Annotated in this window: 14 protein-coding genes and 1 tRNA gene; 6 read left to right on the top strand and 9 right to left on the bottom strand. The window is 61.9% G+C overall.

Going from position 1 to position 13,750, the window contains the following annotated elements; all coding sequences use genetic code 11:
- The 4 genes from LDN75_RS03720 to upp all read right to left on the bottom strand — a co-directional run bounded on the left by LDN75_RS03720 (position 1) and on the right by upp (position 3,424).
- Positions 1-1,392, bottom strand: a complete 1,392-nt coding sequence (locus LDN75_RS03720) for a pyridoxal-dependent decarboxylase (protein WP_223935838.1) — start codon at positions 1,390-1,392, stop codon at positions 1-3.
- A gap of 71 nt (positions 1,393-1,463) precedes the next feature.
- Entirely contained in the window at positions 1,464-2,168 is a 705-nt protein-coding gene (locus tag LDN75_RS03715; protein ID WP_223935837.1) for an HAD-IA family hydrolase, read from the bottom strand.
- 45 nt (positions 2,169-2,213) lie between these two features.
- Entirely contained in the window at positions 2,214-2,591 is a 378-nt protein-coding gene (locus LDN75_RS03710; protein ID WP_223935836.1) for a VOC family protein, read from the bottom strand.
- A 197-nt stretch (positions 2,592-2,788) separates the two neighbouring features.
- A complete protein-coding gene (gene upp / locus LDN75_RS03705) occupies positions 2,789-3,424 on the bottom strand; it encodes a uracil phosphoribosyltransferase (RefSeq protein WP_223935835.1) in 636 nt (211 codons plus the stop codon).
- A 23-nt stretch (positions 3,425-3,447) separates the two neighbouring features.
- On the opposite strand from upp, the gene LDN75_RS03700 reads away from it, so the two are divergent.
- Both LDN75_RS03700 and LDN75_RS03695 read left to right on the top strand, forming a co-directional pair.
- A complete protein-coding gene (locus LDN75_RS03700) occupies positions 3,448-3,984 on the top strand; it encodes a nucleoside deaminase (RefSeq protein WP_223935834.1) in 537 nt (178 codons plus the stop codon).
- Positions 3,985-4,006: 22 nt separating this feature from the next.
- Positions 4,007-4,387, top strand: coding sequence for a VOC family protein (locus tag LDN75_RS03695; protein WP_223935833.1), 381 nt, complete (start codon positions 4,007-4,009; stop codon positions 4,385-4,387).
- A gap of 42 nt (positions 4,388-4,429) precedes the next feature.
- On the opposite strand, the gene LDN75_RS03690 is transcribed toward LDN75_RS03695, so the two are convergent.
- The 4 genes from LDN75_RS03690 to LDN75_RS03675 form a co-directional block, all read right to left on the bottom strand.
- The gene (locus LDN75_RS03690; protein ID WP_223935832.1) at positions 4,430-5,653 is read right to left on the bottom strand and encodes a crosslink repair DNA glycosylase YcaQ family protein; all 1,224 of its coding nucleotides are present in this window, start codon (positions 5,651-5,653) and stop codon (positions 4,430-4,432) included.
- A 4-nt stretch (positions 5,654-5,657) separates the two neighbouring features.
- Positions 5,658-6,494: a glycosyltransferase gene (locus tag LDN75_RS03685; protein WP_223937472.1), complete on the bottom strand. Its 837-nt coding sequence runs from the start codon at positions 6,492-6,494 to the stop codon at positions 5,658-5,660.
- A gap of 180 nt (positions 6,495-6,674) precedes the next feature.
- Positions 6,675-7,073 (bottom strand): 6-carboxytetrahydropterin synthase, encoded by a 399-nt coding sequence (locus LDN75_RS03680; protein WP_223935831.1) that lies wholly within the window; start codon positions 7,071-7,073, stop codon positions 6,675-6,677.
- Positions 7,074-7,076: 3 nt separating this feature from the next.
- Positions 7,077-8,078 (bottom strand): zinc-binding alcohol dehydrogenase, encoded by a 1,002-nt coding sequence (locus tag LDN75_RS03675; protein WP_223935830.1) that lies wholly within the window; start codon positions 8,076-8,078, stop codon positions 7,077-7,079.
- Positions 8,079-8,238: 160 nt separating this feature from the next.
- On the opposite strand from LDN75_RS03675, the gene LDN75_RS03670 reads away from it, so the two are divergent.
- Together LDN75_RS03670 and LDN75_RS03665 are read left to right on the top strand one after the other, a co-directional pair.
- A tRNA-Ser gene (locus tag LDN75_RS03670) sits at positions 8,239-8,328 on the top strand.
- A gap of 547 nt (positions 8,329-8,875) precedes the next feature.
- Positions 8,876-10,459, top strand: coding sequence for a glycosyltransferase family 39 protein (locus LDN75_RS03665; RefSeq protein ID WP_223935829.1), 1,584 nt, complete (start codon positions 8,876-8,878; stop codon positions 10,457-10,459).
- Positions 10,460-10,552: 93 nt separating this feature from the next.
- Here LDN75_RS03665 and LDN75_RS03660 read toward each other — a convergent pair whose 3' ends face one another.
- Complete coding sequence (locus LDN75_RS03660; RefSeq protein ID WP_223935828.1) at positions 10,553-11,836, bottom strand: MFS transporter; 1,284 nt, start codon at positions 11,834-11,836, stop codon at positions 10,553-10,555.
- A gap of 578 nt (positions 11,837-12,414) precedes the next feature.
- Between LDN75_RS03660 and LDN75_RS03655 the strand changes: the two genes are divergently transcribed.
- On the top strand, positions 12,415-12,966 hold the full coding sequence (locus LDN75_RS03655; protein ID WP_223935827.1) for an SRPBCC family protein: 552 nt from the start codon (positions 12,415-12,417) through the stop codon (positions 12,964-12,966).
- A 134-nt stretch (positions 12,967-13,100) separates the two neighbouring features.
- Positions 13,101-13,721 carry a hypothetical protein gene (locus tag LDN75_RS03650; RefSeq protein WP_223935826.1) on the top strand — a complete coding sequence of 207 codons (621 nt, stop codon included), beginning with the start codon at positions 13,101-13,103 and terminating at the stop codon, positions 13,719-13,721.
- Positions 13,722-13,750: the final 29 nt, after the last annotated feature.

Genomic DNA, 13,750 nt, shown 5'->3' with positions numbered 1-13,750 from the left:
CTATCCTTCCGGTTCCGCCTTCACCGCACGCCGCACAGCGTCCACCGACCGGGCGACGTCGTCGGCATCCGTGGACCAGTTGCTCACGGAGATCCGCAGGATGTCCCGGCCTCTCCAGGCGGAACCTGACATCCACACTGCGCCCTCGGCCATGAGACGCTGCGTGATGCGGCGGGTACGCTCATCGCTGCCGAAGCTGACGGAGACTTGGGTGAATACGACCTCGTTGAGGATCTCCACTCCCGGAATGCCGGACAGACCCTCAGCCAAGGCGCGGGCGTTGGCGGCCAGTCCTTCCACCATCTCGATTGTTCCTGAGCGGCCCAACTGCCGGAGGGCCGCCCAGACCGGAATACCGCGGGCACGGCGGGACAATTCCGGGACCTTGTCGAACGGATCGCCCAGTCCGGTCTCCGTTGCAATGAGGTAGCTCGTATGGATGCTGAAGGCGCGTCTCAGAGCTTCCGGTCGGGAGACAATGGCCAAGCCACAGTCGTACGGAACGTTCAGCGTCTTGTGGGCATCGGTGGCCCATGAATCGGCCGCCTCCACTCCGGCCAACCGCTCCCGCAGGTGTGGGCTGACCGCGGCCCACAACCCAAACGCCCCATCCACGTGGACCCAGGCCTCGCGGTCATGGGCTACCGCGATTGCTTCAGACATCGGATCGAACGCACCTGAATGCAGGTTGCCGGCCTGCAGGCACACGAGGGAACGTCCGGGTTGCTCGTCCATGGCGTCCGCGAGGGCCTCCGGCAGGATCCTGCCTTGATCGTCCGTGTCCACGGGAACGCAGGCTCCCAGCCCCAGATACCGCAGGGCAAGGTCCACTGCCGCGTGCCTTTCCCGGCCAGCAAACGTGGTGATCCGCGGCGCCCCCGTCAAGCCCAGGTCCGCGAGGTCCCACCCGGCTTCATCCATCAGGTATTGCCGCCCGGCAGCCAGCCCCGCGAAGTTGGCGGTGGTCGCCCCCGTGGTGAATCCGACGTCGGACCCTTCGGGAAGGTGCAACAGGTCCAGCAGCCACGCTGCAGCCGACTCCTCAATGGCAGCGGCGGCTGGCGTCGCAAATCGAAGTCCGGCGTTCTGGTCCCACGCGGTGACCAGCCAATCAGCGGCCATGGCAGCTGGCAGGGTTCCGCCCATGACCCAGCCGTAGAACCGTCCCGACTGGATCGCCATCAATCCCGGTTCGGCCAGCGCGGCGAGTTCATCAACTACGTCCGCCGCGTCCGTAGGACCATCGGGGAGGCGCGGAAGAAGGGTCGCGGCGACTTGATCGGCGTCGAATTCAGGACGGACTGCCCGCTCGGGTACGGATGCTAGCCAGTGGGTAGCGTGGGCCATGGCCCGTTCCAGTGCAGCACCATACGCCTCCGGCAACGCAGACATGCGCACAGCCTACTCCCGGTTCACCGGTTGGAACAGTCGGGGCCTGCCGGGGCTAAAGAGGCTAACCAGAGCTATAGCGTGAAGCTGATGAGGTGACCGCCGTCGTCGTCCTTCACAGCAGTGACGGTGACTGCGGAGTAGTCCGGGATACGCCACATGCCGGGCCCAAGCTCGCCACCGGCGTCGCCTACCACTACGGTCCGCATCCCGGCCGCACGGGCCGCCGCGATGCCTGCGGGGGCATCTTCGAAAACCACGACGTCGGCCGGGTCCGCGCCCAGCAGAGCCGCGGCTTTGAGGTAGCCCTCCGGGTGCGGCTTGCCGCGCGTGACAGCCTCGGCGGTGACCGCGGTCGCCGGCATCGAAAGTCCGGCAGCCTGCATGCGGATGTCGGCAAGGATGCGGTCGGCAGACGTGACCAGCGCGATGGCGTCGTCAGGCAACGCAGCAAGCAGGGCTTCGGCACCCGGGAGGGCAACCACGCCATCGATTCTGGTGCGTTCCATTTCGCCCAGCTCGGCCGTCAGAGCTTCAAAATCAGCACCTGCCGGCGCATAGCGGCGCACAGTATCGCCCGCTTGCACGCCGTGGGACGTCCGCAGGATCTCGTTGTAATCAAGGCCGTATCGTTCGGCGAACTCCAGCCACACCTGCTCCACGATCGCTGTAGAGTCCACCAGTGTTCCGTCCATGTCGAAGAGGACAGCACGGACGGTCAGGGTTGGCGCCCGCTCGGCTCGTTCGGCAGGCATAGTCGGTTCGGCAGGATGGCTCATGGCTCCATCCTGCCGCACCATGCAAGGGTAGGGGCGAACTGTGACTTAGCCGTTGGGCCGATGCGGAATGTATTGCACCGCCCATTTATTGCCGTCGGGGTCCGCAAAATGGACGAACTGTCCCCAGTCCTGGACGTCAATATCGCTGACCTCGACGCCGTTCGCCTTGAGCTGCTCGTGCGCCTTGTTGATATCGCTCACCACCATTTGCAGGGATGGCGCTGTTCCAGGAGGGGCATCGCTGAGCCCCTCGCCGATCGCGATGGAACAGGCCGAACCCGGCGGGGTCAACTGCACAAAGCGGATGCCGTCCATGGGACGCTCATCGAAATCGGGGTTGAAACCAACTTTGTTGACGTAAAAATCCTTCGCGCGATCCACATCGGACACAGGGACAAACACCAGTTCAAGTTTCCAGTCCATGCGCCACAGGCTATCCGGGGACCCACGAAACCGGTAGGGGGCAATCGTTCCCGGGAGAACTGACATTCCTGCCCAGTTGCCACCGGTAGCAGGAGTTTTCGGCACCGGGCAGTCCCGGAAATCCGGCGATCCAACACGGATTTTCCGGGACCGGGCTTAGCTAACTGGGCAGGAGCGTCGAGGCAGAAAAGGGAGCGTCAGCCGGCCACACCGTACAGGCGGTCGCCGGCGTCGCCGAGGCCCGGCACGATGTAGGACTTCTCGTTGAGCTTCTCGTCGATCGAAGCGAGGACCACCTTCACGTTGGCGTCTTTGAGTTCCTCTTCCAGCTTGGCCAGGCCCTCCGGAGCTGCCAGCAGGCAGATGCAGGTAACGTCCGATGCGCCGCGCTTGAACAGGAACTTGATGGCTTCGCGCAGCGTGCCGCCGGTGGCCAGCATGGGGTCCAGCACGAAGATCTGCCGGCCGGTGAGGTTCTCGGGGAGGCGCTCGGCGTAGGTGATGATGTCCAGTGTTTCTTCGTCCCGGGCCATGCCCAGAAAGCCGACCTCGGCTGTGGGAACGAGCTTGGTCATGCCTTCAAGCATGCCCAGGCCTGCGCGCAGGATGGGAACCACCAGTGGAGTGGGCTTGGTGAACGCCGTGCCCACGGTCTTGGTGACAGGCGTCTCGATCTCGACGGGCTGCGTCTTGACCTCTCGGGTGGCTTCATAGGCCAACAGGGTTACGAGTTCTTCAGTCAACTGCCGGAAGACCGGTGAAGGAGTGTTCTTATCCCGCAGAACGGTGAGCTTGTGAGCGACCAGCGGGTGGTCCACGACGAGTGTGCGCATGCGTCCAAAACTATCATTGAGATATGAGCGCCAACGAGCCGTATCACGCAGAACACATGGCCTGGATGGGCCTTGCCTTGGACGAGGCCCGGCTGGCGTTGGAGACGGACGACGTGCCGATCGGCGCCGTCGTCTTAGGACCCGACGGCGGTGTGCTGGGTACTGGTCGCAACGAGCGGGAAGCGCACGGGGATCCGACCGCCCACGCAGAGATCGTCGCCATCAGGGAAGCTGCCGCAGCCCTGCAACGCCATGCCCTCGAGTTGGGCGAAGGTGGCGATGGCTGGCGGCTTGAGGACTGCACGCTCGTGGTCACCTTGGAACCGTGTGCCATGTGTGCCGGAGCAGTTGTGCTGGCCCGTATCCCCCGGGTCGTCTTCGGCGCTTGGGATGAGAAAGCCGGCGCAGCAGGTTCTGTGTTCGACATCCTCCGCGAGCGCCGCCTCAACCACTGGGTGGAGGTCTATGCCGGAGTACGCGAGGAAGAATGCGCGGCCCTCCTCCGGGACTTCTTCGCTACGCACCGGGTACCAGCAGCGGAGCACCGCTCGCCCGCTTGAGCTGCCAATAAGGGAGCAAGCCATGACAGTCGCTTTCAACCACACCATCGTCTACGCCACGGACAAGCACGCGTCCGCTGCGTTCCTGGCCCGCATTCTTGGGCTTCCCGCGCCGCAGCCCATGTGGTCCTTCGTCACTGTTCCCTTGGAGAACGGCGTCACGCTGGACTTCCTCGAGGCCGCCGGAGATATCGCGCCGCAACACTATGCCTTCCTTGTCAGCGAGGAGGAGTTCGATGCGATTTTCCTCAGGATTACCGCCGAACACATCCCCTATTGGGCCGATCCCGCACGCTCCCGAGCCCAGCAAATCAACCACAACGACGGCGGCCGCGGGATCTACTTCTGTGACCCGGACGGCCACTTTCTCGAAGCGATCACCCGGCCGTATGGTTCTGGCTGAGTGCCTTTGGTTCTGGCTGAGTGCCTTGGATGGCCAAGTGCCCTAGAGACCAGCGGCCTCGTTGAGGGCATCGATCCGTAGCTGGCGGGACGCCGGCGAGTCCAGGCTGAACGACCTGAAGTCGCCAAGTTCGTCCCGGATCCAGGCCTCGATTTCGCCGATTCGACGACTGACCGCGGCAGTGGGCGCCGCGAAGGTCCATGCGGCAATGCGTTCGTTGGCGGGATCGTACTGCCACAGGCCGATGATCCTGCCCCGGTCCAGGATCGGATGATCCGGGAGGTCGGCCTGAAGGGCAAGGGTGGTGTCCAGGACCTTCTTTCCTTTGTCCTCCTCAGCGAACATGTCAGCCGAATTCCGCCTGTGGAGGACCAGTGAGTCCGTGCCAGCCAACAAGTGGATCTGCTCGTCTCCAGGCTCTTCGAAGTCGGCCAAACGTTCGACGTCGTCAGGCAGCATCCACAGCACATCGCCACTCGCCGTTGGCACCTCCATGGCGCCGACGGCGGCGAGCGCCGCTTTGCTCTGGGCCACGGTGAACGCGGTGAACCACTGGCTCTGCTTGAACGTCGCACCGCCAGTCCAGCGTAAGTAGCGTTCGAGCAGGAGGCGGCGGGCGCCGTCGTCGTCGAGTTTGCTGGGCGGCAGGCCCCAATTCGTGTAGGCGTAGCGCTGCTGATCGAGGCGGCCGTTGATGGGGACGCGGCGGATGCGGCCGTCGGCCTGAAGAAGTCCCAGGGCCGTGGGCAGCGTGGTGGCGGCGCCCTTCTTCTTGCCTTCCTCCCCGAGGCTCCGGACGGAATCACCCAGTAGATCCTTGAGCTGTTTGGGGTCCAGGGGATCGCCGGATTCTTTGAGGGCGTGCTCAATCTCGTCTTCCAGCAACGTGATCTCGCCGCGGTCAACACCCATCCTGGCCAGCACTTTGAACGGGGCGATGGCGGCATCCCTGCCTACCTGCAGGCCCCATGCAAAGTCGGCTTGGCCCAGGACGTAGGTGCAGGCACGTGCAGTGGGGAGTTCGTGAATCCGCAGTTCTTTGACGTCGCGGTCCACCTGTTCGCGGCTGATCCCCGCCCGCGCAAACAGCGTCAGGTACGGGTTGGCGCCGCCCACCGAACGTGCCCATCCGGCATGGTCCAGGACTTCCTCGGAGGCCTTTCCGGCCAGTGACCCGTCGAGGCCCTGTTTGTGCCATGCCCAGGCCCGGAGGCGTTCCGGAGTGAGGGTTGATGCGGCCGGTATGGTCTGGACTTTGGGCGTCATGGCCCTATTCTGCACCCTCGCCCCAGCCAAGGGCTTTCAGAACTGTCGCTGCAGTGGTGTCCCAGCCGGGAAGGTTGGCCCGGGCATGGAGTGCCGCAGTGCGCCAGCTCCTTTGGAGTTCGTGGTCGCTGAGCCAGCGCCGGATGGTTCCGGCGAGGTTGTTGGGGCCCGTAAGGTCTAGCGCCGCCCCGGCTCCGGTGTGTCCGAGGGCCTCCACGGCGCCGGTCCCCTGCCGGACAAGGACCGGTACGCCGTGGGCCAACGACTCCGTCACCACCAGCCCGAACGCCTCAGACTTCGAAACCAGGACGCTGAGATGCGCTTTGTGCCACTGGTCCTCCAACGCGTCGCCGGCGAGCTCCCCAGTCATGGTGATGCGATTTTGGAGTCCGTAACGCTCGACGGAGGCTCTCACCTCCGCGGCGTAGGCCGGGTCAGCGTGTTCGGTGCCGATCAGGGCAGCCGTCCATGGGAGGTCCTTCAGCGTGGCAAGGGCTTCCACGATTTCTGTTTGGCTCTTGTTGGGCAGCAACGCGGCGAGGGCGATGATGTGCGGGGTTTCCGAGCCCTTTGCCATCGCAGCCGCTTCAACTCCGGGATGGGCAACCACCACGTTTTTGAGGCCATGCCTTTTTTCCAGTGCCGCAGCAGCATGGGCGCTCGGGCAGATCACTCCTGTGGCCGCGCCCAAGGCCCTGGATTCAAGGTCCGGGTGGTCTGCGAGCGCCATGTGGGAGAGGATCCACAGCCTGGTTCCTGCACTCACCGCGCCGGCGACCTCATCCGGCGCCCCGCTCGCAACCAATCCGTCGGCAATCACTGCGGTGCCGCCGTCGAGCATTTCGGCGAACCGCTGCCGGTCCGCCGGGCTCCCAACCGGCCAGCCGCCGTCGACGATGACTGTCTCTATTCCGACGCCCAGGGCCGTCAGGTGCTCGGCGAGCATGGCGTTGTACTTGTTCCCGCCAGAGCCGTGCCGGACGTTTCCCGGCACCAGGAAGCGGATCGCCTCCACGACAGATTAGCTGCGCGTCAGGTCAAGTGAATACCCTGCCCACGCATCCGGGTTCTCACGGAGGAGGACGTCGATACCTGTGAGGGCCCTGCCGTCGGGAGTGCTCGCGATGTTGCCGGCGACGGCCTCAGCGATGTGCTTCGCCAGCGCCTCCGTGGTGGACAACTTGCCCTTGAACGCGGGGTGTTCGTCGAGGTTCTTGTAGTTCAGGTCTTCGAGAATTTCCTCAAGAATGCCGCCTGCAGCGCCGATATCGAGGACGATGGCGTCCTCGTTGAGGTCGGGGCGCCGGAAGGTCACCTCGGCGACGAACGTGGCACCGTGGAGGCCCTGGGCTGGGCCGAACGCTTCGCGGGGAAGGCTGTGGGCAATCATGAAATGGCGTCGGACGGTCAGGCTGAACATGTCTTACTCCTCCGGCTTTGGATAGGCGACCACGTGGCAGAAGCCGCCTGGCTTTTCCAACAACTTAACGAGTGTGGTGGGTAGGTTCTGAAATTGGCATTCGCTACTGAGGAACGTATCGAACAGCGGATCTTTCAGGGTTGCTGCCGCGAGTTGGAGGCGCTGGGCGTTGGTTCTCCTGTGCCGCCTGGGCAGCGCCACTGCCCCAACTTGGCTGGAGCGGATGGTGAGCCGCCGGGCGTGGAAATCTTCCCCGAGTGGCAGCGTGACTTCCTTGTCGGCGAACCACGAAAGCTCGATCACGTCGGAATCATCGCCCGCAAGTTGGAGGCTCAGTTTGAGGCCCGCGTTGGATGCGGAGCAGTGGAAAACGATGTCGCAATCGTTCTCTGCCTCGTCCGGGAGGGCGAAGTCGATGTTGAGCTTTTCCGCGAGGACTCGCTTGGCCGGGTCTGAGTCCACTAGTTGCAGGCGCCCCAGCGGATACTTCCGTAGGAGCGTCGCCAGGACGCCGCCCACCAGGCCACCACCGACGACGGCGACACGATCTCCCAGCCTCGGCCCGGCTTCCCAAAGGGCATTGATGGCCACCTCCACAATGCCCGTGAGCACGGCGCGGCGGGCAGGCACGTCCTCCGGGATGGCTGTGAGCTGGTTCGTAGGGACTACGTAGAAATCCTGGTGCGGGTGCAAGCTGAAGACGGTCTTGCCGGTCCAGTCCTCGGGGCCTTCTTCTACGACGCCAACCGACAAGTAGCCGTACTTGACCGGGCCCGGGAAGTCGCCTTCCTGATGTGGGGCATGCATCAAATCAGCCACGCGCTCTGGGACGCGCCCTTCATGGACTACGCGCTCCGTGCCGCGGCTGACGCCTGAGTAGAGAGTCCTGACGAGCGCTTCTTTGGGACCTGGGGTTGGGATGGCCTCGGGGCGCAACTCACCGTGCCCCGACTCAGTGACCCAATAGGCATGGGCCTCGTGTTCTTGATCGCGCGAGATAGTCATGATGCTTATGAATCTATCGCTGGGCTGGTGCAGGTGGAAGCTGGCGTCCCTTACCGGCGATTCCCTCGTGGTTGGTTGGGGGCTCGTTGGGGCTCGTTCGCGGCTCGCTTTGGGGCTCGTTTTGGGGAACAGGCCCCGACTCCGGTACCCTATTTCAGTTGGTGACGTGTCCGAGCGGCCGAAGGTGCAACACTCGAAATGTTGTTTGGTGTAAAAGCCAACGTGGGTTCAAATCCCACCGTCACCGCCACGTTGAAAGGCCCTGGTTCCCTTTGTTTACAAGGGAGGCGGGGCCTTTTGCTTTGCCAGCACTGGGCTCCGTCGTAAGAAATTGGCAAGCGAAGCCGAACTTGGTCAGTGCCCCTTCCCCGCCCCCAAGTACCTACGGGCCGAGACGAAGGATGCCGACTGTCCGGACGCCGACACTGACTACCTGCGTGAAGGAAGAACCATCCATTTTCACCCGACCCATGTCCTGTATTTGACCGCGGAAATTGACCGCGGACCGTCAGGCGATTAACGACGGTGGCGCAGCCTCACTCCGTCGTTGGCAACGGGCCCTTTCGCGGCGGTTCGCCAATAAATCAGAACCCGTCACCTTAGGCAATTCCAGCGCGTAAACAAAAATCTTAATTTCGTGACGCGGAAAACAGTAGACTTAATCAAATTGAGACTAAGTGCTAGGTGACGCTCGATACCCAATACCAGCGCGAGTAGCCCAAATTCTTTGAACCACGAAAAGTCCATTACCTTTGGGAATCGTGCACGAAGTGCATGAAACAACCCTGAGGAGAGCCATGGACTCGCTGGAACAAACCGAAGCATCGCCACCACATTTTCGAGTGCGGAAGCCGGCCAGCACATCTCCGCGGCGACTTCAACATTCATGGTGGATCGCGGTGTCTGTAGGACTACTTGGCCTGGTATTCCGAGTGTTCGGCGTTCAACGGGCAAACGATGTATTTATCGACGAGGTTACCTACGCGGACTTGGCTAGAGAAATCGCCGATGGAAAAATGCCATCAATCCTCGGCAACCCATTTTTCCTGCATCCGCCGGCTTCTTACGCTCTAAACGCGCTGGTAATACGTGTGCTGGGTCTCGAGGGCCATCCTATGGACCTGGCTTTGCAATTGCGTTGGGTCAACACGGTCCTCGGAGCCTTGACAGTGGTTGTCTGCTTTCTGTTGGTACGCCGTCTGGTCGGAATAGGGCCCGCTGCGGTGGCTGCCGTCATCCAGGCGAGCGATCCATTTGTCCTCCGCATGGACGGGCGTCTGATGATGGAGACTCCAGCCGGCTTCGCGGTATTGTCGGGATGGCTGCTGGTCCTGCTTCTGATAAACCGTAAGTGGGACCGCGCGCGATTGTGGCTTGAATTAAGCGCCGGGACGGTCTTCGGGCTGGCGATCCTCACCAAAGATATGACCGTCGTCTTCACGGTCGTCCCGCTCTTGGCCGCCACGTTCTGGCGCAGAACCGTTCCCCTGCTGACAACTCTGCGAATCCTCGTCGTTTCCCTCGTTCCCTATTTGATCTATCTGGGTGTGATCGCCGCTAACGGGCTTCTGCCGCAATTCGTAGAACAAAAATCGGTGGGCGTCCTTAGAATGATGGGAGTCGTTCAAATGACCGGCTTCAATTCTGTTCCGGGCGTAAACCTGGTAGAACGACTCATAGACATGGCTGGCCGGTTCGGCACCAGTTATCTGCTTTTGGGTCTATCGATTCTGGCTGGTGCGGTGGCCGCCACCTCACAACTGGCGCATCGGCGCGTCATTGGCTTGTTCTCGCTTTTTACAGGTTTCGTAGGCATCTACTCTGTATTCTTCGGGGCGGCGGAAGAACAATTTGGCTACTGCGTAGTGCTTGCAGCCCTGGTTTCAACACCGGTAGCCGTCGCGATGTTGATTTCGTGGCGGCCCCGACTTCGCAAGGCCACGGCCGCTGCGGTGGCAATCGTGGCAGTTCTGAGTCTTGTTTTGGGTGTTCAGGAAAGGTCAGTGGTGGATGACGGCCTTGTCCGCGCACGAGATTGGATCAATGCCGAACTTCCCGGATCCTCAAAGGTGGGTTTGACCTCAGTAACGGGTGAATTCGCGCTATTGCCACACGAAGGTTGGGAGGTACTTCCCTCGTTGCGGTCCCTAAGGGATGGAGGCGCTGAGTATGTCCTGACCCAGGGCAGGCCATTGAGTGAGGGCTATGGCTTCGCTGCTCCGGAACTCCTGGACTGGCTGCAAGACAATGCACAACCGGTTTTCACATTTACCGGACCCACTTCAGGTGACACGGTGGTTTGGAGGCTGGACCGAACCAAGCTGGACGCCGCCGTCGCCGGAGGGACGATCCTCCCACCGATAAATGGAGGGTACCGGTGAGGCAGGATTTTGCCAATTTCGGTTCGAATGGCTCTCGATATCGCCTATATGTCGCAGATGAGTGCGGTGGCAACGCGGCATTGCAGGATGCGCCTACCCATGCGAAGTTAGGGACGATTTCTCCGGGTGTCTTGGCCTCGGAGTAGCGGCAGCGGCCCTTGCTGCAGAGATACGCCCTACAACCAAGACGAACCCAAGAGCAACCATTACAGGCACGCACACTGAAAGAACTATGAAGCTGGTATCTACGCCGAATCCAATAAGGATCCCGCCGAAGATCGGTCCAACCACGGAGCCGAGTCGCCCCAGCGAAGCTGCCCACCCGACGCCGGCGGTCACTGTTGCTTGCGGATACAGTGCGACTGCCAGCGCGGTAGCGCCGATCATCCCAGCCTGGAGTCCCAGGCCGACTCCACCAAAGACGAGCAGCAGCAGAGTTTTGTCGGGGCCGAGAAACGCAGAAGTAACAAGAAACATAATGGCTACTGACGTGGTTCCAGCCAGCACGGACGTCATGCGGAATCGACGTGATCCGATAATTAGCACGCCAGCGCCCACGATGCTTCCGATGCCTAGAGCCGCTGACCCCATTGGTGCTAGACCGGCACTGAAGCCGTAGCTGGTGAGCAAGGTCGGCAACCATGACGAGAACACGTAGAACACGGCGAATATGAGAAAGGAAAAGGCCCATAGGAGAAGAGTTCTGCTTCGAACGGGGGCATCGAACAGGCGCGCAACCGAGGCATGGTGCTTAGCTTCGAGCGCTTTGTTGAGCGTGTCTGGCCTTTGGCTTCCCGAGAGCCCGAACCACAAGAATGGCAGAAGAATACCGGAGGCGATAGCACCCAAAATGAACACCCATTCCCACCCAAAAGCCCCCACGATAGCGCTGCCGGTAAGCCCTGCAATGAGTGCCCCGAATGAGATGCCTGTCATTACGACCACTGCGATAGATTGACGCAAACGTGCGGGATTGACTGCGGTTGCATGGGATACGGCGGCAGGAAGAACGGCGCCCAACCCTAGGCCCGTTATGAACCGCAGAATCGTGAGTTCCACAATCGAAGTCGACCACGCTGTCATCACTGAAGCAAGAGTGAAGACCACAACGGCAGAAAAGATGACGTTCCTTGTGCCCAGCTTTGCCACGAGGCGTCCCACAGCGAGATATCCCAGGGCCACTCCGGCGCTGGTCAGCGAGAGGGCAGGAGTGAAAAACGAGGGTTGAACCGCCCAGTCTTTCGCAATTGTCGGTATGGATACGCCCAATGCGACCGTGTCGTAGCCATCGAGCACTACAGCCGCACAAGTGAGGAAAAGTACCCACCAATTTGGTCTTGTCTCTTCCTGCTTCTTGAGTTCGGTCTTCATGTCCATCGGGACATCCTTAAGGTTGGGAGGGCTTCGAATCCAGTGTCGAAGGGGGGCATCCGCCGGTCACCGGCGGTTCAACAGGCCAGGGCCATAGGCGAGCCTCCGTGATTGCAGGCTCGGCCAGGCAACTACTTCACACACCAACGAGCAAGCTCACTTCGCCCATAACTCTGCCCAACAGGTGCGGCCTGGCGAGGTGCCGGATGTGGTGAAGATCATGGCACTGCGTCAGTTCTATCTCCTTAGCGCTTAAAGGTCAAGAACCCATTTTCTTAATGCAAAGCATCTTAGTACTGTCATTCCTTGGCATGGCGTGAAATCCATGCCGTCGTGGGCCTGGAAGAATTCGTCCCATTTCATGGCTCTGAGTCGCTCATGGACACGCTGGAACTGGGAGGTAAATCTCCAACCATCATTTTTCCGACGCGGATCTGGAGCAGGCCGTCACCGGTGTGCTTTACGGAATGCTCTTACAGGTCCAACTGGCGGTGGCTTTCGTAGAACCAGGCATGGTCCCGGCGGTACATTGAGTCCGGATGCCATGAGACATCCTCCTAACCAGGCGGACCGCGGAGGCACCAATGGCCAGGTCAACACAGCGAACCAGCAAAAGCACCGACTACGAGTTCCTTACGGTCTGGAGAGTGGCCGGAACGCGCGAGGAAGTGGTGGAAGTCCTCGGTAACGCGGGCACCCTCAAGCAGTGGTGGCCCTCGGTGTACCTCAACGTGACACCTGTGGCGCAAGGCAACGCGGACGGCGTGGGCTCGTCCTTCGACCTCCACACCAAGGGCTGGCTGCCCTACACCCTGCGTTGGCGGCTCACCGTTACCGAACCCGTCACCCTGCACGGCTTTGCGCTCAAAGCCGAGGGAGACCTCAACGGCACGGGCCGCTGGACATTCGAAACCGACGGCCCTGAAGTCGTCATCACCTACGACTGGCGGGTCAGTGCCGCCAAGCCGCTCCTTCGCAGGCTGAGCTGGCTCCTGAAACCTGCGTTCTCGGCCAACCACCACTGGGCCATGGCGCGTGGCGAGGAAAGCCTGAAACTTGAGCTCCGCCGTCGTCGTCCCGGTGCGGACCTCAGCCGCATACCGGAACCGCCCGGACCAACCTTTGTCCGCACCTAAAGCGCCAGGAACCCCACCGGCGCACAAGTTATCCACATACGCACCCATCCGAGGCCAGTCCGGCTCCGAACTCCCGATAGAATCAAGGCGCTGACAACAGGCAGCATCCAACCAGGCAATCGAGGGAGGACTCCGTGCGCTCATCGCCGTTCCGGGCACCCTTCCATGCGTTGCGGTCCGGCGCGATCTCGCTCGTTATCGTGCTTCTTGCAGCTGGCGCCCACGTGATCGGCGGCGGGGAACTTCCCACTGCTCCGGTCCTGTTGGCACTCGTCGCGTTGACGGCATTGGCTGCGACGCTGGCCACGCGCTTCAAGCTGAACTTCACTGCCATGACCGCTTTGCTTGGAACCAGCCAGCTCGCGCTCCACGAAGCGTTCACGGCCTTGGGTCCGGTAACCACCACTGCTCAAGGGACCGCGCACCACCTCTCTGCCGAACCCCTGAATCCATTGCTTTACACAGCGACGCCCCACGTCCATGAGCTCGGCACCACCGTAGGCACTGCGATGTTGGCTGGGCACATTCTTGCGACGATCGGTTCTGCCGTGATCCTGGCCAAGGGCGAGGTCGCCCTGTGGCAGTTGGCGGCTTGGCTGCGTCCTTTGGTTGCGTTACCCACACTGTTGTTCAGGCCCGACGCCGGTGCCTCACGTATCGCCGTTGGCGCACCCGGCGTTTTCCTGCCCCGCCCTTGGCGGAACCTGAGGCAAGACAGCCGCCGCGGCCCGCCCGCCGCCGTCGTTCTTCCCTGATTCCGCCCGGCACCAGCGCAACGCATCAC

The organism is Arthrobacter sp. StoSoilB5 (assembly GCF_019977235.1).
In the GTDB taxonomy this organism is placed as follows: domain Bacteria; phylum Actinomycetota; class Actinomycetes; order Actinomycetales; family Micrococcaceae; genus Arthrobacter.
Note: the sequence above shows the minus strand (reverse complement) of the source record. Positions and strands in the feature narration are given on the sequence as shown.